Below are 26810 nucleotides of genomic sequence, written 5' to 3' on the forward strand. Positions count from 1 at the left end.
CGCGGAGCCCTTACAGGATCGCTGCTCACCTCGTTACATGCGGGATCTTTCGTCAGTGCAGCAGCGCCTTGGCCTTCGGCCGCGCCAGGCCCTCGGCCAGACTGACCGCAGTGTCAAGGCCGCGGCCCCCACCCAGCGCCACCACTGCCGGACGGCTGCGGCTCAGCAATCCGCGCGCGGCATCGCGGGTGGTTTCGACGGTGACCGCATCGATGCGCGCCACCAGTTCATCCACCGTCAGCGGTCGTCCATAGGCCAGCATATGCCGCGCCATCTGCTCGGCGCGGGCGCTGCAGCTTTCCATCCCCATCAAAAGGCCGGCCTTCATCTGCGCCTTGGAGCGAGCGATTTCCTTTTCGGTCAAGGTCTCGACCGCGTTGTTCATCTCATCGACGATGACCTCCACCATCTCGGGCGCATCGGCGGGATCTGTGCCGGTATAGAGCCCGAAAAATCCGGTGTCGGAATAGGCGGCGTGGAAAGTGTAGATCGAATAGCAAAGCCCGCGCTTCTCGCGAACTTCCTGGAACAGCCGCGACGACATGCCGCCGCCGAGAATATTGGTGAACACCTGCAAGCTGAACAGCGACAGATCCGACTGCGGCAGCCCTTCAAGCGCCAGCGTCAGATGCGCCTGCTCGAGATCGCGGTGAATGACGCGCGAACCGCCCTTGCCGAACATCGCAGGCGACGGCTTCGGCGCCGGCGTAGCCTCGAAACTCGCGAAACGCTGTTCGACTTCGGCGACGACGCTCTTGTGATCGACTGCTCCGGCGGCAGCGACCACCATGTCGGGACCGTGATAGTGCGTCGAGAGATAGTTTTGCAGATTGTCGCGGCTGAAGCCGGCAAGGGTCTGCGGCGTGCCGAGCAGTGAGCGGCCCATCGGCTGATCCGGATAGCTCAACTCGCTGAGGTGCTCGAAGACCAAGTCGTCCGGCGTGTCCTGCGCGGCGCCGATTTCCTGTTCGATCACGCTCTTCTCGCGCTCCAGTTCCTCGGCATCGAACGACGGATTGGCAAGAATGTCCGACAGCACGTCGAGCGCCAGCGGCACATCGGCCTTCAGCACCCGCGCATAATACGCGGTCGTCTCGTTGCTGGTCGCGGCATTGAGATCGCCGCCGACCGCTTCGATTTCCTCGGCGATCTGCTGCGACGTCCGCCGCGTCGTGCCCTTGAACGCCATATGCTCGAGCAGATGCGACATGCCGTGTTCGTCGGGCTTTTCGTCGCGGCCGCCGACACCGGTCCACACGCCGAGCGCCGCGGTTTCGAGATGCGCCATGGTGTCGGTGACCACGGTCAAACCCGAAGGCAGCTTTGTGATGTTGACGCTCATCCAGCGACTCCCTGCTTGGCAGCGCGGCTCACCGAAAGAATGAACCGTTCGACCTCGGTCTGATCGTTCTTCATGACCTTGATGTGTTCGGACTTTGTCATCAGGCCGTCGAGCCATGCCGGAAGCGGCGGCCGCACTCCGCACGCCGCCTCGACAGCATCGGGGAACTTGGCGGCATGCGCAGTGGAGAGCACGATGTTCGGCACGGTCGAGACCGGTTTGTCCTGATCGGCGACCGCAAGCGCCACGGCGGTGTGCGGATCGACCAGTTCGCCCGCTTCCTTCCAGGCAGCGCGGATCGCGGCGCTGGTTTCCGTTTCGTCGGCGCGGCCAGCATCGAAGTCTTCGCGGACCTGCTTCAACACCGCATCGCTCAGCACAAAGCGTCCCGACTGCGCCAGCGACCCCATCAATGCGCGGATCACCGCGCTGTCGCGGCCGGTGGCCTCGAACAGCAAGCGCTCGAAGTTGGACGAGATCTGAATGTCCATCGACGGTGATGTGGTGGCGTGGACCTGCTTCACCTCGTAGATGCCGGTCTTGAGCGTGCGCGCCAGAATGTCGTTGACGTTGGCGGCAATGCGCAGACGGCGGACCGGAAGGCCCATCCGCTTGGCGACATAGCCCGCGAAGATGTCGCCGAAATTTCCGGTCGGCACGGTGAAATCGACTTCGCGCGCAGGCGCGCCCAGCGCAACCGCCGACGTGAAGTAATAAACCACCTGCGCGACGATGCGCGCCCAGTTGATCGAATTCACGCCCGACAGCGAGACGGAATCGCGGAACTTGTGATGATTGAACAGGCCTTTCACGATGCCCTGACAGTCGTCGAAGGTGCCCTCGATCGCCAGCGCGTGGACGTTCGCCGCGCCGCTCGTGGTCATCATGCGCCGCTGCACGTCGGAAATGCGCCCGTTCGGAAACAGCACAATGAGATCGGCATTGTCGCGGCCGGCAAAGGCATCGACCGCGGCGCCGCCGGTGTCGCCGGATGTCGCAACCACGATGGTCGTGCGCTGGCCGCGCTTCGCCAGCACATGATCCATCAGCCGCGACAGCAACTGCATCGCCACGTCCTTGAAGGCGAGCGTCGGACCGTGAAACAGCTCAAGCACAAAGCGATCCGGCGCGATCTGATTGAGCGGCACCACCGCCGGGTGCCGGAAGGTCGCGTAAGCTTCGATCGCCATGCGGCCGAGATCGGCTTCGGAGATTTCATCCGCAACGAAGGGGCGGATCACCTCGACCGCGACTTCCCAGTACGGGCGGCCGAAAAATCCGGCGATGGTCTCGGGGCTGAGCTGCGGCCAGACCTCCGGCACATAGAGGCCGCCGTCACGGGCAAGCCCGGTCAGCATCACATCGCAAAAGCCCAGCCGGGGGGCTTCGCCCCGTGTCGAAATATAGCTCGTCAAGCGACCCTCCAAAGGCTCAAGCCTGAAGCAAGCCTTTGATAAAGTTGGATTATTAACTTCGCCTTGGGCGAAATCGAAACGCACCATATCGGCTGCGATCCGGCTTCACAAGGAAAGCCACCTGCGATGATTTAGCTCCGGCGCTGGCCCACGACCCAGAATCCGAAGGCCGCGGCAACCACCAGCGCCAGGCCAAACCATGTGATGGCGTATTGCAGATGATCGTCCTTGAGATGGACGTGCAGCGGACCCGGTTTCGGAACGCCCGACGCCGGCGCTGGAGATTCCAGATCGATATAGAACGGCGCGACCTCGCCCCAGCCGAACGCTTTTGCCATGGTGCGATGGTCGCGCACGAACCACAGCCGCTTGGCCACATCATCCGCCGGTGTCAGCGTGCCGGCTGTTTCCGGAAAACGCAGATAGCCGGTCAATGTCACCGGCGCTCCGGTGACGAGCGGCTTCACCGCGCGATCCTGCTGCGCGCGGTCCTGCATCGTGTTCTGCACAAACCCCGCATTGATGACGACGCTGCGGCCGTCCGCCAGACGCGCGGGCACAAACGCCCAGGTGCCCGGCCCGTTGATATCGTCGCGCACGGCGGAGCCGGAACTGTAGACCATGACGTCCGGCTTGGACTCGAAGCTCGCGCTGAAACTGACGCGGCGGAATTCGTCACGCGCCGGTGTCAGCGCCGGCCACTCCACGACCGCCGGCAACGCACCCGGCACACCGGCGAGCCGCTCGGTCAACGCCGAAATCAGCGCGCGCTTCTCGTCCTTGCGGCGAAGCTGCCAGACGCCGAGGCTCGCGAGCACCGACACCATGATGAGCGCGATCAAGGCGAGACCAAAAATGCCTCGTCGGCGAGGCGCCGCTGTCTGCGTCTGGTTCATTTCGGCTCGCGTCCGATCAACTGACCTTCCGCGGCCTTGTGATGATACTGCAAGGCGATCAGCAACGCCTTCATCGACCGTAACGGCAGCAGGGTCGTCGCGAGAATCAGCGGCGCCCACAGCGCGGCATGCACCCAGAACGGCGGCTGATACTTCATCTCCACAACCAGCGCAGCACCGACCACAATGAAGCCCGCGATCATGATGATGAACACAGCCGGGCCGTCACCCGCATCGATGAAGGCGTAGTCGAGACCGCAGACATCGCAGGACGGGCGCAGCGTGAGAAACCCTGCATAGAGCCTGCCCTCGCCGCAGCGCGGACACCTGCAGGCAAGACCGCGGAGCGCGGCCTGTGACACACTGGCAGAAGCAGGACTATCGGTCATGGCATGCTTTCATTCGCCTTCGCTACGCCCGCAACCGCTCGTCCGCAAGACATAACCGATCACGAAAAAGGGCGGCCCGAAGGCCGCCCTGAATGATGAACCGGTTACGCAATCAGTGCGCGCCGTGCGCCATGGTTGATGCGCCGTGTCCCCAGACGTAGATGCAGATGAACAGGAACAGCCAGACCACGTCGACGAAGTGCCAGTACCAGGCCGCAAACTCGAAACCGAGATGCTGCTTCGGCGTGAAATGACCCGCGTACGCGCGGAACAAACACACCAGCAGGAAGATGGTGCCGACCAGCACGTGGAAGCCATGGAAACCCGTGGCCATGAAGAAGGTCGCGCCGTAGACGTTGCCGGCGAAGCTGAACGCAGCGTGGCTGTATTCAAACGCCTGAACGCAGGTGAACAGCGCACCGAGCAGCACGGTCAGGATCAGACCCCACTTCAGGCCCTTGCGGTCGCCTTCGAGCAGCGCGTGATGCGCCCAGGTCACCGTGGTGCCCGAGGTCAGCAGAATCAGGGTGTTGAGCAGCGGCAGGTGCCACGGATCGAAGGTCTCGATGCCCTTCGGCGGCCAGACTCCCGGCACCTTGCAATCCGCCGGAGACACACCGGCGCCGCATCCGAAGAGAGCGTCGCGGACATAGTGCACCGAGTCAGCCGGGAACAATGCGGCGTTGAAGTAGGCCCAGAACCACGCCACGAAGAACATGACTTCGGAGGCGATGAACAGGATCATGCCGTAGCGGTGATGCAACTGCACGACGCGGGTATGGTCGCCCTTGTTCTGGGCTTCACGGATCACGTCACCCCACCAGCTCGCCATGGTGTACAGCACGCCGATGGTGCCGACACCGAACACGATCGGCGCGCCTGCGAACATCTTGTGCATCCATGCGACGGCGCCGACGGCCATGATGAAGGCCGAGATCGAGCCGACGACCGGCCACGGGCTCGGATCGACGAGATGATAGTCGTGGTGTTTGGCTTGGCCCGTTGCCATGTGGTCTCTCCGTGATGCCGGTCTTATCCGGCGCGTGTCGCGTTATAGCCGAAAACTCAAAGATTGCCCTTGCGCTTGTCCGTCTCCGTTGCCGCGAGCGGCTTCGGTGCCGGATCTTTCACAGGGTAGAACGTATAGGACAGCGTGATGGTGTTGAGATCGTCGTATTCGCGATCGGCGGCGAGCGCCGGATCGACATAGAACACAACCGCCATCTCGCGCTTCTCGCCCGGACCGAACGTCTGCTCGGTGAAGCAGAAGCAATTGATCTTCTGGAAGAACGCACCGACGGTGAGAGGCGCGACATTGTACGCGGCAACGCCTGTGGTCGCGCGCGCGGCCTGATTCGTGACGGTGTAGTAGACGGTGACGACTTCACCGATCTTGACCGTGATTTCGTTCTGCTCCGGCTGGAATTTCCACGGCAGACCGCCGCTGACATTGGAGTCGAAGCGAACCGCGATGCGGCGCTCCAGCGATTTTTCCGGCGCAGAAGTCGCAACCTGCGTGGTGCCGTTGAAGCCAGTGGCGCGGCAGAACCAGTCGTAGAACGGCACCGCCGCGTAGGATGCGCCGACCATGAATGCAACGACGAAGCCGCAGATCGACGCGACCATGACATCGCGGCTGAGGCGAGGCTTCTTGCTGGTGGGTTGCTGCGTCATCTCGCCCGCATCCCCGTCAGATCGGCCGATGAAGGACGGCAGGGCCCTTCACCAGGGTGACCGCAAAAAACAGGATCACCAGAATACCCAGCGCAACCGCTATGGCGATCGACCGCTCGCGCTGGCGCTTCTTCTGCTCCGGCGTGAGGACGATACCCTGCTGCGGCTTCTTGTTGCTGTCCATGACGATGCCCGCGCTCATGACCAGATCATCCGCGCGGCTGCGGACACCAGAACTTCAGCCAGCAACACGGCGAACAATCCGAAGAGATACAGGATCGAAAACTTGAACAGCCCGCGCGTGGCACGGAGCCCGGCGCTGCCGGTGCGATGACGGTACACGCTCACGGCATACCAGAGCATACCCGCGCCGAGCACCAGCGACGTCACGCCGTAAACCGCGCTGAAATAACCCAGCGGCCAGGGCGACGCTGCGACCGCAACCAGCAGTATTGTGTACAGCAGGATTTGCAGCCGCGTGGCATCGGGACCGGCGACATTCGGCAGCATCGGGATGTTGGCGCGCTGATAATCGTCGGTGCGGAACAGCGCCAGCGCCCAGAAGTGCGGCGGCGTCCACAGGAAGATAATCAGGAACAGCAGGATCGGCTCAGGGGACAGCGAACCCGTCGCGGCGGCCCAGGCCACCACCGGCGGCAGCGCGCCAGCGGCGCCGCCGATCACGATGTTCTGTGCGGTCCAGCGCTTCAGCCACATCGTATAGATGACGACGTAGAAGAAAATCGTGAAAGCCAGCAGCGCTCCGGCCAGCCAGTTCACCAGAATGCCGAGCGTCATCACCGAGAAGAAGGCCAGCGTCAGGCCAAACGCCAGCGCCTCACCAGGCAGGATGCGCCCGCGCGGAATTGGACGGTTGGCAGTACGCGACATCAGGGCGTCGATGTCGTGTTCGTACCACATGTTCAGCGCACCCGCCGCACCACCGCCGACGGCGATGCAAAGGATCGACGTGATCGCGAGCACAGGATGGAAATGACCGGGCGCGATGACGAGGCCGACCAGCGCAGTGAACACCACCAGTGACATCACGCGCGGCTTCAGCAGCGCGATGTAATCAGCGACGCCTGCCTCGGAGATACGAGGCGACAGACCGATCGCGTGATGGTCGACAATCGACAAGATCTAACTCACTTCCTGATCGTTTCATCCGCCGTGACCACGCGGCCGCGGCGGATGTCTCTTTGCCGCGTTACTGAACGCGCGGCAGAACCTCGAACTGGTGGAACGGCGGCGGCGACGACAGCGTCCATTCCAGCGTCGTTGCACCTGCACCCCACGGATTGTCGGCAGCCTGCTCCTTGCGGACGAAGGCCTGGATCACGCCGTAGATGAAGATCAGCACGCCGAAGGCCGAGATGTACGAGCCGATCGACGACACCAGATTCCAGCCCGCGAACGCGTCTGGATAGTCAACGTAGCGGCGCGGCATGCCGGACAGGCCAAGGAAGTGCTGCGGGAAGAAGATCAGGTTCACGCCGATAAAAGTGACCCAGAAGTGCAGCTTGGCGATGGTCTCCGAGTACATGTAACCGAACATCTTCGGGAACCAGTAGTACCAGCCCGCGAAGATCGCGAACACGGCGCCCAGCGACAGAACGTAGTGGAAGTGCGCGACGACGTAGTACGTGTCCTGAAGGACGCGATCGACGCCGGCGTTAGCCAGCACCACGCCGGTCACGCCGCCCAGCGTGAACAGGAAGATGAAGCCCATCGCCCACAGCATCGGAGCGCGGAATTCGATCGAGCCGCCCCACATGGTGGCGATCCACGAGAAGATCTTCACGCCGGTCGGCACCGCGATGACCATCGTTGCCGCGACGAAATAGGCCTGCGTCGCCGACGACATGCCCACCGTGTACATGTGATGCGCCCAGACCACGAAGCCGATGCCGCCGATGGCGACCATCGCGTAGGCCATGCCGAGATAGCCGAACACAGGCTTGCGCGAGAAGGTCGAGACAATCTGCGAGATCATGCCGAAGCCCGGCAGAATCAGGATGTACACTTCGGGGTGGCCGAAGAACCAGAACAGATGCTGGAACAGCACCGGATCGCCGCCGCCCTCAGCCGAGAAGAAGGTGGTGCCGAAGTTGCGGTCGGTCAGCAGCATGGTGATGGCGCCGGCGAGAACCGGCAGCGACAGCAGCAGCAGGAACACGGTGACCAGGATCGACCACACGAACAGCGGCATCTTGTGCAGGGTCATGCCCGGCGCGCGCATGTTGAAAATGGTGGTGATGAAATTGATCGCGCCGAGAATCGACGACGCGCCTGCGATGTGGAGCGAGAGAATTGCGAAGTCCACCGCCGGCCCCGGATGACCCGAGGTCGAGAGCGGAGCGTACATCGTCCAGCCCGCACCGACGCCGTTGGCGCCCGGCTCGCCCTCGACGAAGGTCGAGATCAGGAGCAGCGCGAACGAGGCCGGCAGCAGCCAGAACGAGACGTTGTTCATGCGCGGGAAGGCCATGTCCGGCGCGCCGATCATCAGCGGCACGAACCAGTTGCCGAACCCGCCGATCATCGCCGGCATCACCATGAAGAAGATCATGATCAGGCCGTGCGAGGTGACGAACACGTTGTAGGTGTGGGCTTCGTGGAAAAGCTGGACGCCGGGATACATCAGCTCGATGCGGATCGCGACCGACATCGCGCCGCCGATGACGCCCGCCACGATCGCGAAGATAAGGTACATCGTGCCGATGTCCTTATGGTTCGTCGAATAGACGTAACGCCGCCACCCGGTCGGGTGATCGTGCGCATGGTCGTCATGAGCGTGATCATGTGTTGCAGCGGAGGTGGCCATTTTCAAATCCTTTAAGCCTTGCAGTCCCGTCAGCCTTGCGGTGTGAGCGCCGTGCGCCCGGCCCGCCCTTGTCCGTCAATGCGCTTACTGCGCAGCAGCCCCGATCGACGCGTACGAATTCGCGGGGTTGGTTGCGTACTTCTTCTTCGCCGCTTCGACCCAGGTGGTGAATTCCTGATCGTTCACGACCTTGATCGCGATCGGCATATAGGCGTGGTCCTTGCCGCACAGTTCGGAGCACTGACCGTAATACATGCCTTCCTTGGTCGCCTTGAACCAGGTCTCGTTGAGACGGCCGGGGACGGCGTCGATCTTGATGCCGAACGCCGGGATGGCGAAGGAGTGGATCACGTCGGCGCCCGTGGTCTGGACACGGATCACCTTGTTCACCGGCACGACAACCTCGTTGTCCACGGCCAGCAGACGCGGCGCCTTGTCAGCGACCATCAGCGAATCGAATTCGAACTTGCCGTTATCCGGGTAGGCGTAGGTCCAGTACCACTGCTTGCCGGTGGCCTTGATCGTCAGATCGGCCTTCGGAATGTCGAGCTGCTGGAACAGCAGGCGGAACGACGGCACGGCGATACCGACCAGAATCAGGACCGGCACAATGGTCCAGACCACTTCGATCAGCGTGTTGTGCGTGGTCTTGGAGGGTACGGGGTTCGCCCTGGCGTTGAACTTCACCGCCACGATGCCCAGCAGGATCGCGACGAAAATTGTGATCGCGGTGATGATCCAGAGCAGGAAGTTGTGGAACCAGGTGATGTTGTCCATCACCGGCGAGGCGGATGGCTGGAGCGTATATTCCCATGGCGACGGCTGACCCAGTGTCCCGCCTGCTGCGAAAGCTGCCCCGGCCGCGGCAAGCACGGTGGCAGCCACCGCAAAACCCAGTACTCGGCGGCCATTTTGGCCCTTCGACATCTTCATGCCGCTCTCGCTCCTGCTCTCGTCACCCCAGCGATCCCACCGGGCGGCGAGATCTGCCTTAAGCCTGTTTATCAGCCGCGGTCATGATTTCGGCCGAAGGCCAAAGGTTAGAACGCGTCGAATTTCCCGCTTCTCAAACCATAATTCCATGACTACCGCAATGCACGTAATAAGGTGCGCGCACAGCCTGAATCCCATTGGCAAATGGGCCAAAACCGGCGGTCCGGCGGCTGGAGAATGCTTGACACTTGGATTGTCCGTTGTACCCACGGGCAGATATGCGGCGAAAGCCCGATTCGCGGCTGCGAGGTGGTGCATCCCGGCGATAGGCCTTGCCCTCAACAGGCTTGCCCTCAAGACGCCGTCATTGCGCTGTCAATCCAGCTATCAGGCGGGCCAAACTGCGGGAAACCGCCGGAATCGTCGGGAATTGCCGAGATCATTGCCAAGGAATCGAGCCTGATGGGCGTGCGAAACCAACCTTTCTCAATCCGCAGCCGTGCGAGGGCGCGGATCTGGCTTGCGATCGTCGCAGGGATGTCCGTTTTGGCCGCCCCGGCCGCCGCTCAGGCGCAGGGAGCCGTGAAATCGGTCCACGGCGACTGGCAAATCCGCTGCGACACCCCCGCCGGTGCGCAGGCCGAACAATGTGCCCTGATTCAAAGCGTTGTGGCCGAGGACCGCTCCAACGCGGGCCTCACGGTCATTATTCTCAAGACCGCCGACCAGAAGAGCAAGCTGATGCGGGTGGTCGCGCCGCTGGGCGTGCTGCTGCCGTCCGGCCTCGGCCTCAAGCTCGACGACAAGGACGTGGGACGGGCCGGCTTCGTACGCTGCCTGCCCAACGGCTGCGTCGCCGAGGTCGTGATGGAAGATACACTGCTCAACCAGCTCAAGACCGCCAAGACCGCGACCTTCATTATTTTCGAGACACCGGAAGAAGGCATCGGCTTCCCGCTCAGCCTGAAGGGCCTCGGCGAGGGCTATGACAAGCTGCCATAGGCAGCCGCCCATATTCCGGGCCCCTCGCCCTCCGGCATGATCGTCCCTATCTTGAAGGCCTGATCCTCGCTGCAATCCCGCGATCCCGGAGTTCCTTCATGAGTCATCCGTCCGACGCCGTACCCGTGACCACGTCCCTGATCGATCGCGCGGGGCTCGACCGCGATGCCGTCCGCAAGGAAATCGTGCGCGGGCTGGCTGGCGCCGATGACGGCGAGTTATTTCTTGAATACCGCCAGTCCGAAGGGCTCGGTTTCGACAACGGCCGTCTCAAGCAGGCGACCTATGATACCGCCCAGGGTTTTGGCCTGCGCGCGGTCAAGGACGATGCTGTCGGCTACGCCCACTCTTCCGATGTCTCCCTGCCCGCCCTGATCCGCGCCGCCGATACCGTCAGCGCCGTGCGCGGCGGATATTCGGGAACATTCGCCGCCGCGCCCGGCCATACCAATACGCGTCTTTATGGCGATGAAAATCCGCTCGACGGCCAGAGCTTCGAGACCAAGGTCAAGCTGCTCGCCGAGATTGACGCCTATGTCCGCGACAAGGACCCGCGCGTGCGGCAGGTTTCCGTGTCGCTCGGCGCGACCTGGCAGGTGGTCGAAATCGTGCGTCCCGATGGCGAGAGCTATCGCGACATCCGTCCGCTGGTGCGCGTGAACATTTCAGTGGTCGCAGGCAATGGCGATCGGCAGGAAAGCGGCAGCGCCGGGTATGGCGGCCGCGAAGGCTATGCGCGCTTCATCGAAACCAAGGCATGGCGCTCGGCCGCCGACGGCGCAATCCGCCAGGCGCTGGTCAATCTGGAATCAGTCCCCGCGCCTGCGGGTGAAATGGACGTGGTGCTCGGTCCCGGCTGGCCCGGCGTGATGCTGCATGAGGCTGTCGGCCACGGGCTCGAAGGCGATTTCAACCGCAAGCAGACCTCCGCATTCTCCGGATTGATGGGCCAGCAGGTCGCGGCCAAGGGCGTCACCGTGGTGGACGACGGCACCATTTCGTCGAAGCGCGGCTCGCTCTCCATCGACGATGAAGGCACGCCGACCAACCGCACCGTGCTGATCGAAGGCGGCATTCTTGTCGGCTACATGCAGGACCGGCAGAACGCGCGGCTGATGAACATGAAGCCGACCGGCAACGGACGCCGTGAAAGCTACGCGCACGTGCCGATGCCGCGCATGACCAACACCTACATGCTCGCCGGCGGCCGCGATCCGGCGGAAATTCTGGCATCGGTGAAGAACGGAATTTTCGCCGCGAATTTCGGCGGCGGTCAGGTCGACATCGTCTCGGGCAAATACGTGTTCCAGTGCACCGAGGCTTACAGGATCGAGAACGGCAAGCTCGGCGCGCCGCTGAAGGGCGCCATGCTGATCGGCAATGGCCCCACCGATCTGCATCGCATCTCGATGGTCGGCAACGATCTCAAGCTCGATGACGGCATCGGCACCTGCGGCAAGCAGGGCCAGGGCGTGCCGGTCGGCGTCGGGCAGCCGACGCTGCGCATGGACCGCATCACGGTCGGCGGCACAGGCTAGCGCGCGACCTCGAAAACCATCGGCATACGGAGACGATCATGTCCGACCAGCAAGACACCGCCGCGGCCGCGCAAAAGCCGTCCCGCTCGTGGACGCGCTCGCTGGCCGAGATCGTTGCAGCATTTCTGGTCGTGATGGCCGCCAAGGGCGCGCTGGCCGAGCCGTTCTATGTGCCGTCGGGCTCGATGGAGCCGACGCTGCTGATCGGCGACGCACTGCTCGCGTCGAAGTATCCCTACGGCTACAGCGCGGCATCGCTGCCGGTGAACGTGGCGCTGCCCGCGACGGGACGGGTGTTCGGCGCCCTGCCCGATCGCGGCGACGTTGTCGTGTTTCGCTGGCCCGGCGATACATCGCAGGTCTGGGTCAAGCGCGTGGTCGGATTGCCCGGCGATCGCGTGCAGATGCGCGACGGCCGGCTGTGGATCAACGGCGAGCCGGTCGCGATGCGGCCGGACGGCCGCGCTCAGGCTGAAGATGAAAACGGCCGGGTCACACCTGCCGCACGTTTTGCTGAAACATTGCCGGGCGGGCGCGAGCACACCCTGTTCAAGCTGAAAGAGCACGGCTTCCTCGACAACACCCGCGAGGTCACGGTGCCGCCGGACCACCTGTTTGTCATGGGGGACAACCGCGACAATTCTTCCGACAGCCGCGTGTCCGTCGCCGATGGCGGCGTCGGATTGCTGCCGGTCGAAAATCTGGTCGGGCGCGTCGATGCCATCGTCGGCTCGTGGGACCTCGGCATGAAAAGCCAGCCGGTCTGGACGTGGCTGTCCGGGCTTCGGCTCGCACGATCGTTCACGTCGGTGCATTGAACCGGACCCGCAGCGATGACGTTCAAGGCATTCGAGGGTTTGCCCGAACGCTGACCTTGTCAGCGCAGTTCGTAGGTCTTGCCGTCCATCGAGATTCGTTCGGCGCGCATTTCATTCATCTCGATTTTCGACGGATATCCGTAAGCCGACACCTTCTTGCCGACCGCGACAAGATCCGCCTTCACGCCGCGCTCGATCATTTGCGAGACAGGCGCCAGCGTCACCGTCCAGATCTTGTCAGCGCCCTTTACAGAAATCGTCGCCTGCGGATCCTCAAACGTGCTGACCAGGATCGACCCCTCCACGGTGACCGGATGGCCGGCGTCATAACTCTCCCACCCGCGCTGCGCGAACGCGGCTGCGCTCGTGAGCACGACGATCGAAAGAATGGCGGGTACGGCGCGGACAGGCATCATCGGGACGCTCCTGACGTGGTTCGGTCCCAGCCTTAACTCACAAATCGGAGTATTGTTTGGCTGCGGAACCGGCTATCGCACCACACCGGAAATGAACCCCGGCTTGCGGCGCGGCGGTTTGACGTGGTCTTTCAGGAAACAGCGCGCTGATTTCCCGATATAGCCGGGCCGCGCATAGGTCCATGCGCGGCATTTCTGATCCTCATCGCACACCGTCTTGCAGGTCTCGCCTTTCGGATCGACGTCCACGTCGACACTGCGATAATCACCGCCGAGACGGTCGGTCTCGACCTCAAGCGCGCTGTTGCGCGGCTCCACAACGCCTGCGCCCCGCACGCCGGAGACACAACAATTGCTCGGCACCCGTGTCGGCACGGCATTCTTGAGCCAGCAGATCGCGCTTTCGTCACTCACCGTCGGATAGTTGAAGCTCCATGCGCGGCAGCGGCGATCACGCTCGCATTGAAGAGCGCACAGGGCTGGATCGCCCGACGGGATCGGTGTCCGCAAATAATCATTGCCGGGACGGTCGAAGCTTGCCTGCGCACGCGCTGGCTGAACATTGACAAGACACGACAGCGCCAGCGCGGCTACCAATGCAACGCAAAAGCTGATGCATGATCTGAAATTGCAGATTGGAAGCATGCCATCGCTTTCAGCGGAGAACAGGCGTGATGACTTTGGTGACGCCTATTCAATCGCCGCGCGGATGTATGGCAGATGAACGGCAGATAAATGCCGGAACAACATTCGCGTGATGACGGTAACTTGCTGAGTTAAAACGCGTATTCGCTATAGACCGGATCGACGGAATGCCGCCAGGCGCCGTTGAACTTCTCAAGCAGTTCCTCGGCCGGCGTATGCCCCGTATCCATGATGTGATCCAGCGGCTCCAGATACCGCGTCTCGTCGCGGCCGAGATGGTCGATCTTGCCGCGCCGGGCGAGACCCTTGTGCGCCAGAGCCATGCAATCCTTGGCGACCTCGAACAGATAGCGGTTGCCGATTTTCGCCTTGAAGCCGAGCCGCGGTACGTCGTCGCGCAGCGCCTGCCGCTCATGCGCATTCCAGCGCTTGGCGATGTCCCACGCCGCTTCGAGACTGTCGTTGTCGTAGAGCAGCCCGACCCAGAATGCCGGCAGTGACGGCAGTTGCTGCCATGGCACGCCGTCGGAGCCGCGCATTTCGAGATAACGCTTCAGGCGCACCTCGGGGAAAATCGTCGAGAGATGATTGGCCCAGTCCGACAGGGTCGGCTTCTCGCCCGGCATCATCTTGTTCTTGCCGTCGAAGAAATCACGGAACGACGAACCGGACACGTCGATGTAGTCGTCGCCGCGCTTGACGAAGTACATCGGCACGTCGAGCGCATAATCGACCCAGCGCTCGAAACCCATACCGTCCTCGAACGCCCATGGAATCATGCCGGCGCGGGCGTTATCGGTGTCGCGCCAGATTTCGGAACGAAACGACAGAAAGCCGTTCGGCTTGCCCTCGGTGAACGGCGAGTTCGCGAACAGCGCGGTGGCGACGGGCTGCAACGCCACCGACACGCGCAGCTTCTTGACCATGTCAGCTTCGGAACAGAAATCGAGATTGGTCTGCACCGTGCAGGTCCGGTACATCATATCGAGGCCGTACTGACCGACTTTCGGCATGTAGTTGGTCATGATCCGGTAGCGGCCCTTCGGCATCACCGGCATTTCCTTGCGCGACCATGACGGCGTCATGCCCAGCCCAAGAAATCCGATTCCGAGCGGAGTCGCGACTTCGCGGACCTGCGCCAGATGCGCCATCAGTTCGGAAGACGTCTGGTGCACGTTTTCGACCGGAGCACCGGAGAGTTCAAACTGTCCGCCGGGCTCCAGCGAGATCGCCCCGCCACCAGTGACATCATGCAGCCCGATGATTTTCCCGTTCTCCGTGATCGGCTCCCAGCCGAGCAGGAGTTGCATTCCCTCCAGCAGAGCGCCGATGCCGCGCGTGCCTTCATAAGGCACGGGCCTGTGGCCCTCCAGCGTGAACGGCGTCTTCTCGTGTTCGGTGCCGATGCGGAATTCGGACTTCGGCTTTACGCCAGCCTCCAGCCACGCGACCAGTTCATCCCGCGAATCCAGCGGTGTCATATCGATCTGATCACGCGCCATGGGACATCCAGGTAAGGGGCTTCGGTTTGACAGTCAGTGCACGATGCAGGCGGATGCCACGGACGCGGGCATCCGTAACCGCGAGAGGTAAAGAAAGGATCATCGCGCCGACGTGTTTTCTTTGGCTGATTCTTTGACGGCTTCTCTGGTGACAGTGACAGCCTGCGGCGCACCCGCACAACATCCGAGGCGATCGAGCAACCCGCTCAGCTTTACGGCATCGGCGTCGGAGAGTTTCGAGCCGATATGCCGCTCGATCGCGGCGGAATATGAATTCCACATCTTCTTCTGCAATTCGCGTCCGGCATCCGTGATCTCGACGAACAGGCCGCGCTTGTCCATCTTGCATTCGCGCCGCGCGGCAAGACCTTCCTCGACCAGACGATCGATCAGCCGCGACGTCGAATACTGCGGCAGCAGCATCTGCTTCTCGAGTTCGACCGGACGCAGTTCACCGCTTGGCGCGCGCGACAGCTCGAGCAGCGCGTCGTACCAGGCGAGCGGCGGAAAGCCGGCCTTCTTGAGATCCTGCTCGACTGCGCCGAGCACCTTGCCCTGAACCCGCATCAGACGGATCCAGACCTCTGTCGCTTCGGTGGATGGTTTGCGCTTCATGGTGTCGTCCGTGCCTTGGGGCTTTTCCGATCCTACCCCAATAAATGCAGTTGCATCAATCTTGACATACCTGCATTTAGGAGACGGTCATAGGCCTTGCCAATGCCCCAATGTTCAAATTTTAAAAAGGGATACCTCCCATGAAACTGTATTATTCGCCCGGCGCCTGCTCGCTGTCCCCCCATATCGCCCTGAAAGAGGCCGGTCTCCCGTTCGACCTGGTCAGGGTCGACTTGAAGGCGAAGAAACTCGAGGACGGTAGCGACTACACCCAGATCAATCCCAAGGGCCAGGTCCCGGCGCTCGGGCTGGAAAGCGGCGATCTGCTGACGGAGGGCGCCGTGATCGTCCAGATGATCGCCGACAAGGCGCCGCACAAGAACCTCGCGCCCGCCCACGGCTCAAGCGAGCGTTACAAGCTGCAGGAATGGCTGAATTTCATCGCCAGCGAATTGCACAAGAACTTCAGCCCGCTGTTCCAGCCGGCCCTGTCCGACGACACCAAGGCGTTCTTCAAGGACCGCCTGATGGGCAAGTTCAAGTACATCGACCAGGCGCTGACGGGCCGGGATTACGTGATGGGCCAGCACTTCACCGTGCCGGACGCCTATCTCTTCACGATGCTCGCCTGGGCGGATCGCGTGGGCCTGGATATTTCCGGCCTTCCGAATCTGGTTGGCTACAAGGCGCGTGTTGCAGCGCGGCCGAAAGTGCAGGAAGCCCTCACCGCCGAAGGGCTGCTGAAAGCGTCGTAAGAGCGCTCGCAACTTTGAGAATGAAAAAGGCGGGATCGATGATCCCGCCTTTTGTTTTGCCATGCGCCATCAGCGGCAAAGATGCTCTCCCTCTCTCCGCTTGCGGGGAGAGGGTTGGGGTGAGGGGCAAATCTTTCTGGAATTCGTGAGGAGCCCCTCACCCGCCCGCATATGCGGGCGACCTCTTCCCGTAAAGGGGGAGAGGTGAAGTCCATTACGCCGCGGCCTTCTTCGGTGCGAAGCGGCCGTAGAACGTATCGCCCTTGGCCGCCATGTCTTCCAGAAGCTTCGGCGGTGTGAAGCGCGAGCCGTACTTCTTCTCGAGCTTGTGGCACAGTTCGACGAAGTTCTTGGTGCCCATGAAGTCGATGTAGGACAGCGTGCCGCCGGTGAACGGCGCGAAGCCGAATCCGAGAATCGAGCCGACATCGGCCTCGCGCGGATCGGTGATGACGTGATCCTCGACGGTCCGCGCGGCCTCCACCGCCTGCACCACGAGGAAACGCTGCTTCAACTCCTCGACATCCAGCGTATCCGGATCGAGATGCTTGGATTGCAGCGAGGTCAATTCCGGCCACAGCTTCTTCTGACCCTTGCCCTTCTCGGGATAGTCATAGAAGCCCTTGCCGTTCTTGCGGCCGAAGCGTCCGCGCTTCTCCACCATCTCGACCAGAAGCGCCTTCTGCTCCGGATCGACGGACTGCGGACCCATGTCGGCCTCGGTAGCCTTGAGGATCTTCAGCGACAGATCTATGGCAACCTCGTCGTTGAGCGAGAGCGGGCCGACCGGCATGCCGGCCATCTTGCCGACATTCTCGATCATCGCAGGCGGCACGCCTTCCTTGAACATCTCGTAGCCTTCGGAGATGTAGCGCAGCACGCAACGGTTAGCGAAGAAGCCGCGCGAGTCATTGACCACGATCGGCGTCTTGTTGATCTGCCTCACGTAGTCCAGCGCGGTGGCAAGCGCCAGATCGCCGGTATTCTTGCCGACGATGATCTCCACCAGCATCATCTTCTCGACCGGCGAGAAAAAGTGGATGCCGATGAACTTCGACTGGTCCTTCCATTCCTCGGCGAGCGAGTTGATCGGCAGTGTCGAGGTGTTGGACGCAAAAATCGCCCCCTCGCGCAGCAGCGGCTGAGCCTTGGCGTAGGTCTCGGCCTTGACCTTGCGGTCCTCGAACACGGCCTCGATCACCAGATCGCAGTCCTTGATCGCGTTATAGTCCGGCGTAGCGGTGATGCGGGCGAGGATGGCATCGGCCTTGTCCTGCTTCATGCGGCCCTTGGCGATCTGGCCGTCGAGCATGGTCTTGGCGTGACCCTTGCCCTTGTCGGCGCTTTCCTGATCGCGGTCGATCAGCACCACGTCGATGCCGGCCTGCGCCGACACGAAGCCGACGCTGGCGCCCATGAAGCCCGCGCCGATCACGGCAAGCTTCTTGACCTTGGTCGGCGGAATGTTGGCGGGACGGCGCGCGCCCTTGTTCAGTTCCTGCATCGAAACGAATAGCGAGCGGATCATCGCCGCCGCTTCCTTCGAACGCAGGATCTTGGAGAAGTAACGCGACTCGACGCGCAGCGCCGCATCCATCGGCAACTGCAAGCCTTCATAGACGCACTGCATGATCGCGCGCGCGGCAGGATAGTTGTCGTAAGTCTCGCGGCGCAGGATCGCATTCGCCGGCGGGAAGAACTGCATGCCGGCCTTGGAATAGACCGCACCGCCGGGCAGCTTGAAGCCCTTCTCGTCCCACGGCGCGACGGCCTTGCCGCCGGCCTTGATCCAGTCCTTCGCGGTCTTGATAAGGTCAGCCGCAGGCACCACCGCGCCGACGATGCCGAGCGCCGTAGCCTTCTTAAGATCGATGGCGTCGCCCTTGAGCAACATCTGCACCGCTTCCATCGGCTGGATCATGCGCGGGAGCCGCTGCGTGCCGCCGCCGCCTGGAAACAGACCGACCTTGATCTCGGGCAGGCCGAGACGGGTCTTCGGATTGTCCGACGCAACGCGATAGTGACAGGCCAGCGCCAGTTCGAATGCGCCGCCGAAGGCGAGGCCGTTAATCGCCGCGACCCACGGCTTGCCCGATGTCTCGATCTTGCGCAGGTTCTGCGAAAGCCTGGAGACTTCGTCGAACACGTACTTGTTGGCGGCTTCCTCGCCCTTGGTCTTGAGCATCTCCGCGTGATTGCGGTTCATGCCTTCCAGCATGGTCAGGTCGGCGCCGCCGGAGAACGCTTCCTTGCCGGAGGTGATGACGACACCCTTGATCGCTGCGTCCTTGGTGGTCGCATCAATGATCGCGGCGAGCTCGGTGCCGGTGGTTTCGTCCAGCACGTTCATCGACTTGCCGGGAATATCCCACGTCACCAGCGCAATGCCGTCGGCGTCGGTCTCAACCTTGAAATTCTTGTAGGTCATGTGATCGCTCCCAATTTCCTGTCGTCATCCTGAGGTGGCCTCGCTTTTTGCGCGGCCCTCGAAGGATGATCTGATGAAACTCTCCGTCATCCTTCGAGGCTCGGGCGTTGCCCTCGCACCTCAGGATGACGTGCTGCGGTTGCCTCAAACGCGCTCGATGATGGTCGCGGTGCCCATGCCGCCGCCGATGCACAGCGTGACGAGAGCGGTGGATTTGTTGGTGCGCTCAAGCTCGTCGAGCACGGTGCCGAGGATCATCGCGCCGGTCGCGCCGAGCGGATGGCCCATGGCGATCGCGCCGCCGTTGACATTGATCTTCTCGTTGTCGATGTCGAAAGCCTGGATGTAGCGCAGCACAACCGAGGCGAACGCCTCGTTGAGTTCGAACAGATCGATGTCCGACAGCTTCATGCCGGAACGCTCCAGCACCTTCTTGGTGACATCGACCGGACCGGTCAGCATCATCGCAGGTTCGGAGCCGATATTGGCGAACGCACGAATCTTGGCGCGCGGCTTCAGGCCGCGCTTCTTGCCGGCTTCGGCGCTGCCGAGCAGCACGGCAGCTGCGCCATCAACAATGCCCGACGAATTGCCGGCGTGGTGCACGTAGTTCACGCCCTCGATTTCCGGATGCGACTGCACGGCGACGGCATCGAAGCCGCCCATGGTGCCCATTACGGCGAACGACGGCTGCAACTGTGCGAGCGACTGCATCGTCGTGCCCGGACGCATATGCTCGTCCTTGTCGAGAATGGTGATGCCGTTGATGTCCTTCACCGGAACCACGGAATTCTTGAAGCGCCCTTCGCTCCACGCCTTGGCCGCGCGATCCTGGCTTTGTACCGCGTAGGCATCGACGTCATCGCGGGAGAAGCCGTACTTGGTGGCGATCAGATCCGCCGCGACGCCCTGCGGCATGAAGTAGCTCGGCACCGCCATGGAGGGGTCCACTGGCCACGCCGTGCCCGACGACAGAATGCCGACGCGGCTCATGGATTCCGCGCCGCCGCCGATGGTGAGTTCGTGCTGCCCCGACATGACCTGTGCGGCAGCGAAGTTGACGGCGTCGAGACCGGAGGCACAGAAGCGGCTGATCTGGATCCCCGGAACCGCCTCGCCGAGACCGGCGCCCAGCGCTGCGAAGCGCGCGATGTCGCCGCCGGCCTCGCCAACCGGATCGACCACACCGAGGATCACGTCATCGACCGTGTCTTCCTGAAGATTGTTACGTTCTTTGAGGGCCTTCAGCGGCGCGGTCGCCAGCGCCAGCGCTGTGACTTCGTGCAGCGAGCCGTCGGATTTGCCTTTGCCGCGCGGCGTGCGGACATGATCGTAGATAAATGCCTCAGGCATGACGCCCTCCCTGGAATCCCGGTGATTGATGAATTTGCACAGGACCTCGCGCCGGAGCCCGGCGCGAGGAAACTTGAAAGCTCAGAACGCCTCGGCAGACAATTCCATCATGGAGTCCGCGCCGCTCTGGATGCGCGAGAGACGCAGCGCGGTTTCAGGCAGCATCCGCTCCATGAAGAACCTGCCCGTCACCAGCTTGGACTTCAGGTAGGGCTGCTCGCCGGATTCCGCCAGCTTGTCCTGCGCGACTTTCGCCATGCGCGCCCACATGTAGCCGATCGCGACCAGACCGAAGAGATGCATGTAGTCGGTGGACGCCGCACCGGCATTGTCCGGCTTGGCCATCGCATTCTGCATCAGCCACATGGTCGCCTGCTGAAGGTCCTTCACCGCCGCGCTGAGCGGCGCGATGTAGGGCTTCATCGCTTCATTGGCGGCGTTCTCCTTGGAGAAGGCAGCGACTTCGTTGAAGAACGTGGTGATCGCACGTCCGCCGGCGCGGCCGAGCTTGCGGCCGACCAGATCCAGCGCCTGGATGCCATTGGCGCCTTCGTACAGCATCGTGATGCGCGCATCGCGCACGAACTGTTCGACGCCGGTCTCGACGATGAAGCCGTGACCGCCGAACATCTGCTGGGCGGCGACCGCGTTGGCAAAGCCCTGATCGGTCAGCACGCCTTTGATGACCGGCGTCAGAAGGCCCATGTGGTCGTCGGCGGCCTCGCGCTCCTTCGGGTCTTCGGAGCGATGCGCCACGTCGCCTTTCAGCGATGTCCACACCACAAGAGCGCGCGCGCCCTCGTTAAACGCACGGATCGACATCAGCGTGCGCCGCACGTCGGGATGAACGATGATCGGATCGGCAGGTTTGTCGGGGGCCTTCACGCCGCTGATGGAGCGGCCCTGCAGGCGGTCTTTCGCGTAGGCGGCTGCGTTCTGGTACGCGACTTCGGACTGCGACAGGCCCTGAACGCCGACGCCGAGGCGCGCCTCGTTCATCATCACGAACATCGCCTCCATGCCCTTGTTCTCAAGGCCAACCAGCGTTCCCACCGCGTTGTCGAAATTCAGCACGCAGGTCGAATTGCCGTGAATGCCCATCTTGTGTTCGATCGAGCCGCACGACACGCCGTTCGGCTCGCCGCTGAGTGAGCCGTCGGCGTTGAGCTTCATTTTCGGGACGACGAACAGCGAGACGCCCTTGATGCCGGCCGGCGCGCCTTCGATACGCGCGAGGACGAGGTGAACGATGTTCTCCGTGAGATCCTGCTCACCACCGGAGATGAAAATCTTGGTGCCGGTGATCTTGTAGGTGCCGTCGGCCTGCTTGACCGCCTTGGTGCGCATCAGACCGAGGTCGGTGCCGCATTGCGGCTCGGTGAGGTTCATGGTGCCGGTCCATTTGCCGGTGACCATGTTCGGCACAAAGGTTTTCTTCTGCTCCGGCGTGCCGTGCACGAGAAGCGCCGCCATCGCGCCCTGGGTCAGGCCGCCGTACATGCCGAAGGCCATGTTGGCCGACGACATGAATTCGCTGACGGTTTCCGACAGCGACGCCGGCAGGCCCTGCCCGCCGTATTCCTGCGGAGCCGCCAGACCGATCCAGCCGCCATCGGCGAATTGCTTGAACGCTTCCTTGAATCCCTTGGGCGTGGTGACACGGCCATCGTCGTGGCGCGTGCAGCCTTCAAGGTCGCCGCTATGGTTCAGCGGATGAAGCACCTGCTCGGCGAACTTGGCGGCCTCGTCAAAAATCGCGGCGCGGACATCCGCCGTCGCGTCGCTGAAGCCTGGAAGGTTGTTGTATTTGTCGATCTGAAAGACGTCGTTGAGAAGGAAGGTCACGTCTTCGACGGGTGCTTTATAGATCGTCATGGAATGTCTCTCGGCTCACAATTGGACGTGGATGCGCGAATTGTTGGCGATGCGTCGCTTGAGCAAATGGACTGCCGTCGATGACCTCACCATGACATGGAAATGCGCGATACGCGCCGTCATCAGCAGGCGCGAGAGTATCGGGCACCAGTCATACCGACGCCAGTTCCGGTGTCACATTTCTCCGTACACATCTGTACGGAGCCTAGCGTGAGGCGCCGTTTTGTGTCAATACACTTGTGCATGGTGGAAACTGCCGAATCTTCACTCTCGAAAGACCGCCTCACCCGCGAGCAATGGATTGCTCACGGGCTGCGGACTCTTGCCCGCCAAGGCGCCGCGGCCCTGAAAACCGGCATGCTGGCCGAGGGACTGCAGGTTTCAAGGGGCAGCTTCTACTGGCATTTCGAGAGCATTGCCGATTTTCGCACCCAGCTTCTGGCGACCTGGCAAGAACGCGCGACGGATGGCGTGGTCCGCGAGATCGATTCGTCGATCACGGGACCTGCCCGGCTGACTTATTTGATGAAATTGGCCTTCAAGGAAGACAGAAGCCTCGATCGCGCCTTCCGCTCATGGGCTGCCACGGATGCCGATGCCGCCAAGGTCGTCTCAACGGTCGATGCCAAGCGTGTCGCCTATATCGCCAAGCTTCTTCGCGAATCCGGCGTTGACGCCAAGGCGTCGATGCCCCGCGCGGAGTTCATTTACTGGGCCTATATCGGGCAGTCGTCGGTCATGAATTCCGCTCATGGAACGATCACCGAAGCGGATCTCGGCGATCTCAGCGGCCTGTTCACCCGGCCGTCCTCGAACTGACGCCTCCGGCCCACAAAGTCATAAGGCCGAATTAATAATCCGGCCGCTGCCGTTTCATTAACCCGGTATTTACCGTAACGCGAAAAAGTCGGGGCTGGAAACAGACGTCTCGCGTCGAAATTTGATTGTCTCTTCAATGGGACGCGGGGGTCTGAAGCGCACTGGCAGGAGCCAGCGCCAAGACCGGACCAAGGCATGACAGCGCGCGTATCGTGGAGTGTTGACGGAATCGAGCCATCGGTCCGCGAAAGGGCCGAAGCTTCCGCGCGCCGTGCCGGTATGTCCTTGGGAGATTGGCTGAATTCGGCAATTGGGACGCCCGCAGCCGCACCCCGCGAAGCCCAGGACGTCGCCGAAATTCACAAGCGGCTGGACTCCATCAGCCGCCAGGTCGAGCACATGTCGCGTGCTCCGGGTGCCCCGAAAAACGATCCTGCCGTGGCCCGGCAATTGAACGACGCCATTTCGCGGCTGGACGCGCGGCTGTCGCAGATCTCGGCCGGCGCTCCGTCCTCTCATCCGCCCTATCAGCCTGCTCCGGCCACCCGCGCTGCCCCTGTCATGCCGCCCGCGATGTCGCCCAGTTTGTCTCCGATGGATTTCTCCATCGCGGAAATCGTTGCGCGGCAGGGCGAACTCGACGGTGCGCCTCGTGCCATGCCGCAATCGTCCACGCGGATGCCGCCGCCGTCGTTCGTGAACCATGCACCACCGATCCAGCCGCAGGCCGACTTCTCCGGCCTCGAACGGCAGTTGTCCCAGATCACCAGCCAGATCGAAATGCTGCGCCGGCCCGATGGCATCGAGCAGTCGATCGCCTCGTTCCGCAGCGAGCTGAGTGAGATCCGGCAGGCGATCACCGAGGCGATGCCGCGCCGCGCGATCGAATCCCTCGAAGGCGAAATCCGCTCGCTCGGACGGCGCATCGACGAGACGCGCTCCAGCGGCATCGACAGCACGGCGCTGTCAGGGATCGAACGCGCGCTGTCCGACATCTACAGCGAACTGCGCGCACTCAAGCCCGCCGAACAGCTCGCCGGCTTTGACGATGCGATCCGCAATCTTGGCGGCAAGATCGACACCATCGTGCGGTCCAGCCACGATCCGGCAACGGTGCGCCAGCTTGAAGACGCCATCGCAGCGCTCAAGGTGATCGTCTCGAATGTCGCATCGAATGACGCGCTGAACGAACTCGCCGGTCATGTCCAGACACTGTCGGTCAAGGTCGATCAACTCGCACGAGCGGGCGGCAGCGGCGATATCCTGTCGGCGCTCGAACAGCGTATCGCCGTGCTGACCACGGCGCTTGAGCAGCGCGACCGTCCGCCCGCGGGCGACACCGTCTATTTCGACAATGCCGTCCGCACGATTTCGGACCGGCTCGACAACCTTCAGGTCGGCAACGACAGCGCCGCGTCGCTCAGCCATGTCGAGCAGCGCGTCCATCATCTGCTCGAACGGCTTGAAGCCTCCGAGACCCGCGGCGGCAATCTCGCACGGGTCGAGGAAGGCCTGTCCGACATTCTCCGTCATCTTGAAAATCAGCGCACCAGCAGCGCAGCCGCCGATCCAGGCCTGCGCATGGCGCCGCCGATGGACAGCGAGCTTGTCGATACCATCAAGCGCGAACTGACCGACATCCGTTTCAGCCAGTCGGAAACCAACCGGAATACGCAGGACTCGCTCGAAGCGGTTCACAATACGCTCGGCCACGTCGTCGATCGGCTGGCTCAGATCGAGGGCGACCTGCGCAATGCCCGAACGGCTTCCGCACCGCGCGAGATGCCGCGCGAACAGGCGATGCCCGAACCCCGCGCGCGCGAGGCTTATGCGCCGGAGCCGCCGCGTCCGGCAACATCCTTCGCACCGGTGCCGCGTCCCGAAATGCCAAATCCGGCTGCGGCGCAGGCTCCCATCGCACGTCCGCAAGTCGCGCAATCTGCCGCGCAGGCACTCGACATCGCGCCGCCTTCCCGCGTGGAAGCGCCTTCTGCCGCACCCGCATCGGTGCGCCCGCCGCCGAGCCCGCGCAGCCCCATCGATCCCAGCCTGCCGCCGGATCATCCGCTTGAGCCGGGAACCCGCATGCAAGCATCGCGCGGCGGATCCAGTCCGTCCGAGCGCATTGCCGCGTCGGAAATCGTTCTGAACGAGATTTCCGCGAGCAAGCAGGAACCCGTCAGCTCGACCAACTTCATTCAGGCCGCACGCCGCGCCGCGCAGGCCGCCGCTGCTGCACCCCCCGCGGCAACGGGGCCGAAACCAAACCGCGTGACCGCGCTCAACGATGCTGCCCGCAACGCCGCCAAGGCTGCGGCGATCGGAGATTCCGGCATCTCCTCGAAGATCCGCGCGCTCCTGGTGGGCGCGAGCGTGGTCGTGATCGTGCTCGGCACCGTCAAGATGGGTATGAACCTGCTGAGCGGACACGACAGTTCGAGCTCGTCGCTCCCCGCCGAATCCAGCGTGACGCCGCCGGCACCACCGCCTGCGCCGGAAGACGGACCGCGCTCCGATGCTTCGCCTGCGATCACGCCGTCGATGACGTCGCCGACGCTGCTCACGCGCCAGTCGCCAATGAGCGGCCCACAGATCATTTCCGTCCCCCAGATGCCGGCGATCCCCGCTGCGGCACCGGCTGAACCTGTCGCCGTGCCTGCTGCCGCTCCTGCTGCGCCCGATGTCACCGGCTCGATCGCCACGCCGCGTGAACGGGTTTCCGTGACAGTCCCGCCCGCGCCGAAGACCAATCCAAAGATCAAGCTGACCCCGGTCGCGGACAAGTTGCCCGAGACGATCGGCAGCGCCGCGCTGCGTAACGCGGCCAACAGGGGCGAGCCGGGGGCAGCCTTTGAAATCGGCGTGCGCTACGCCGAAGGCCGCGGTGTTGCATCGGACTATGCCACGGCCGCGAAATGGTATGAGCGCGCCTCGGAGGGCGGCATCGTCCCGGCGACATTCCGTCTTGGCACGCTGTACGAGAAGGGTCTCGGTCTCAAGAAAGACGTCGAGACCGCGCGCAACCTCTACCTGCAGGCCGCCGAGAAGGGCAGCGCCAAGGCCATGCACAATCTCGCGGTGCTCGACGCTGACGGCGGCGGTGCGGGACCGAACTACAAGAGCGCGTCGCAATGGTTCCGCAAGGCGGCCGAACGCGGCGTCGCGGACAGCCAGTTCAATCTCGGAATTCTCTACGCCCGCGGCATCGGCGTGGAACAGAATCTCGCTGAATCCTTCAAGTGGTTCAGCCTGGCCGCGGCCCAGGGCGACGCGGATTCCGGCCGCAAGCGGGATGACATCGCAAAGCGCCTAGATGCCCAGTCGCTTGCCGCAGCGAAGCTCGCGACACAGACTTTCGTGCCCGAAGCACAGCCAGACGAGGCCACCGCCGTTGGCGCGCCTGCCGGCGGATGGGACGTTGCCGCGCCTGCAACCCCAGCGGCGAAGCCGGCCGCCAAGACGGCCGCTAAGAGCGCGAGCCGCGTCCCGTAAATCCCCGAAGCTGCGGCGCCGGGGCCCGCGCTCGCGTTAACATTAACGCGGCGCAATCCCGAAACCACACTGCGCA

Annotated in this window: 23 protein-coding genes; 6 read left to right on the forward strand and 17 right to left on the reverse strand. The window is 62.9% G+C overall.

Annotated features, from left to right (window positions below):
• Positions 1 to 52 precede the first annotated feature (52 nt).
• The 10 genes from ACP7AL_RS15755 to coxB form a co-directional block, all read right to left on the reverse strand.
• Complete coding sequence (locus ACP7AL_RS15755) at positions 53 to 1342, reverse strand: M16 family metallopeptidase (RefSeq protein ID WP_425992669.1); 1290 nt, start codon at positions 1340 to 1342, stop codon at positions 53 to 55.
• A complete protein-coding gene (gene thrC / locus ACP7AL_RS15760) occupies positions 1339 to 2757 on the reverse strand; it encodes a threonine synthase (RefSeq protein WP_425992671.1) in 1419 nt (472 codons plus the stop codon). Before thrC ends, ACP7AL_RS15755 begins: the two co-directional genes overlap by 4 nt.
• Before the next feature lie 131 nt (positions 2758 to 2888).
• Complete coding sequence (locus ACP7AL_RS15765; protein ID WP_425992673.1) at positions 2889 to 3653, reverse strand: SURF1 family protein; 765 nt, start codon at positions 3651 to 3653, stop codon at positions 2889 to 2891.
• Positions 3650 to 4042 (reverse strand): DUF983 domain-containing protein, encoded by a 393-nt coding sequence (locus tag ACP7AL_RS15770; protein WP_425992675.1) that lies wholly within the window; start codon positions 4040 to 4042, stop codon positions 3650 to 3652. The genes ACP7AL_RS15765 and ACP7AL_RS15770 overlap by 4 nt, the downstream gene beginning before the upstream one ends.
• A gap of 112 nt (positions 4043 to 4154) precedes the next feature.
• A complete protein-coding gene (locus ACP7AL_RS15775) occupies positions 4155 to 5051 on the reverse strand; it encodes a cytochrome c oxidase subunit 3 (RefSeq protein ID WP_006022894.1) in 897 nt (298 codons plus the stop codon).
• A gap of 56 nt (positions 5052 to 5107) precedes the next feature.
• Positions 5108 to 5716, reverse strand: a complete 609-nt coding sequence (locus ACP7AL_RS15780) for a cytochrome c oxidase assembly protein (RefSeq protein ID WP_425992678.1) — start codon at positions 5714 to 5716, stop codon at positions 5108 to 5110.
• Positions 5717 to 5732: 16 nt separating this feature from the next.
• Positions 5733 to 5918 (reverse strand): hypothetical protein, encoded by a 186-nt coding sequence (locus ACP7AL_RS15785; RefSeq protein WP_006022896.1) that lies wholly within the window; start codon positions 5916 to 5918, stop codon positions 5733 to 5735.
• Positions 5915 to 6856: a heme o synthase gene (locus tag ACP7AL_RS15790; RefSeq protein ID WP_006022897.1), complete on the reverse strand. Its 942-nt coding sequence runs from the start codon at positions 6854 to 6856 to the stop codon at positions 5915 to 5917. The genes ACP7AL_RS15785 and ACP7AL_RS15790 overlap by 4 nt, the downstream gene beginning before the upstream one ends.
• Positions 6857 to 6926: 70 nt before the next feature.
• Positions 6927 to 8543 carry a cytochrome c oxidase subunit I gene (gene ctaD / locus ACP7AL_RS15795; RefSeq protein WP_425992680.1) on the reverse strand — a complete coding sequence of 539 codons (1617 nt, stop codon included), beginning with the start codon at positions 8541 to 8543 and terminating at the stop codon, positions 6927 to 6929.
• An 84-nt stretch (positions 8544 to 8627) separates the two neighbouring features.
• Positions 8628 to 9476 (reverse strand): cytochrome c oxidase subunit II, encoded by an 849-nt coding sequence (coxB, locus tag ACP7AL_RS15800; protein WP_024919704.1) that lies wholly within the window; start codon positions 9474 to 9476, stop codon positions 8628 to 8630.
• A gap of 462 nt (positions 9477 to 9938) precedes the next feature.
• Here coxB and ACP7AL_RS15805 point away from each other — a divergent pair, with 462 nt between their 5' ends.
• From ACP7AL_RS15805 to lepB, 3 genes are all read left to right on the forward strand, one after another.
• Positions 9939 to 10478, forward strand: a complete 540-nt coding sequence (locus ACP7AL_RS15805) for an invasion associated locus B family protein (RefSeq protein ID WP_425992683.1) — start codon at positions 9939 to 9941, stop codon at positions 10476 to 10478.
• A gap of 98 nt (positions 10479 to 10576) precedes the next feature.
• Positions 10577 to 12016 (forward strand): metalloprotease TldD, encoded by a 1440-nt coding sequence (gene tldD / locus ACP7AL_RS15810; protein WP_425992686.1) that lies wholly within the window; start codon positions 10577 to 10579, stop codon positions 12014 to 12016.
• Between the two features lie 38 nt (positions 12017 to 12054).
• The gene (gene lepB, locus ACP7AL_RS15815; protein WP_425992688.1) at positions 12055 to 12834 is read left to right on the forward strand and encodes a signal peptidase I; all 780 of its coding nucleotides are present in this window, start codon (positions 12055 to 12057) and stop codon (positions 12832 to 12834) included.
• 59 nt (positions 12835 to 12893) lie between these two features.
• On the opposite strand, the gene ACP7AL_RS15820 is transcribed toward lepB, so the two are convergent.
• From ACP7AL_RS15820 to ACP7AL_RS15835, 4 genes are all read right to left on the reverse strand, one after another.
• Positions 12894 to 13250, reverse strand: coding sequence for a hypothetical protein (locus ACP7AL_RS15820; protein WP_425992690.1), 357 nt, complete (start codon positions 13248 to 13250; stop codon positions 12894 to 12896).
• Between the two features lie 72 nt (positions 13251 to 13322).
• Positions 13323 to 13895 carry a PAN domain-containing protein gene (locus ACP7AL_RS15825; protein WP_006022904.1) on the reverse strand — a complete coding sequence of 191 codons (573 nt, stop codon included), beginning with the start codon at positions 13893 to 13895 and terminating at the stop codon, positions 13323 to 13325.
• Positions 13896 to 14026: 131 nt separating this feature from the next.
• On the reverse strand, positions 14027 to 15397 hold the full coding sequence (locus ACP7AL_RS15830) for a glutamate--cysteine ligase (RefSeq protein ID WP_006022905.1): 1371 nt from the start codon (positions 15395 to 15397) through the stop codon (positions 14027 to 14029).
• 99 nt (positions 15398 to 15496) lie between these two features.
• A complete protein-coding gene (locus ACP7AL_RS15835; protein WP_006022907.1) occupies positions 15497 to 16012 on the reverse strand; it encodes a MarR family winged helix-turn-helix transcriptional regulator in 516 nt (171 codons plus the stop codon).
• Between the two features lie 140 nt (positions 16013 to 16152).
• Here ACP7AL_RS15835 and gstA point away from each other — a divergent pair, with 140 nt between their 5' ends.
• The gene (gene gstA / locus ACP7AL_RS15840) at positions 16153 to 16767 is read left to right on the forward strand and encodes a glutathione transferase GstA (RefSeq protein WP_425992693.1); all 615 of its coding nucleotides are present in this window, start codon (positions 16153 to 16155) and stop codon (positions 16765 to 16767) included.
• Between the two features lie 214 nt (positions 16768 to 16981).
• Here the strand turns inward: gstA and ACP7AL_RS15845 are convergent, their stop codons facing one another.
• The 3 genes from ACP7AL_RS15845 to ACP7AL_RS15855 all read right to left on the reverse strand — a co-directional run bounded on the left by ACP7AL_RS15845 (position 16982) and on the right by ACP7AL_RS15855 (position 22423).
• Positions 16982 to 19195, reverse strand: coding sequence for a 3-hydroxyacyl-CoA dehydrogenase NAD-binding domain-containing protein (locus tag ACP7AL_RS15845; RefSeq protein ID WP_425992695.1), 2214 nt, complete (start codon positions 19193 to 19195; stop codon positions 16982 to 16984).
• A gap of 144 nt (positions 19196 to 19339) precedes the next feature.
• On the reverse strand, positions 19340 to 20548 hold the full coding sequence (locus ACP7AL_RS15850) for an acetyl-CoA C-acetyltransferase (RefSeq protein WP_006022910.1): 1209 nt from the start codon (positions 20546 to 20548) through the stop codon (positions 19340 to 19342).
• Between the two features lie 81 nt (positions 20549 to 20629).
• Complete coding sequence (locus tag ACP7AL_RS15855; protein ID WP_425992697.1) at positions 20630 to 22423, reverse strand: acyl-CoA dehydrogenase C-terminal domain-containing protein; 1794 nt, start codon at positions 22421 to 22423, stop codon at positions 20630 to 20632.
• A 102-nt stretch (positions 22424 to 22525) separates the two neighbouring features.
• Between ACP7AL_RS15855 and ACP7AL_RS15860 the strand changes: the two genes are divergently transcribed.
• The gene (locus ACP7AL_RS15860) at positions 22526 to 23242 is read left to right on the forward strand and encodes a TetR/AcrR family transcriptional regulator (RefSeq protein ID WP_425992699.1); all 717 of its coding nucleotides are present in this window, start codon (positions 22526 to 22528) and stop codon (positions 23240 to 23242) included.
• A gap of 195 nt (positions 23243 to 23437) precedes the next feature.
• Entirely contained in the window at positions 23438 to 26734 is a 3297-nt protein-coding gene (locus ACP7AL_RS15865) for a hypothetical protein (RefSeq protein ID WP_425992701.1), read from the forward strand.
• Positions 26735 to 26810 lie beyond the last annotated feature (76 nt).

It is taken from the genome of Afipia sp. DC4300-2b1, assembly GCF_049895725.1.
GTDB classification, from domain to species: Bacteria; Pseudomonadota; Alphaproteobacteria; order Rhizobiales; family Xanthobacteraceae; genus Afipia; species Afipia broomeae.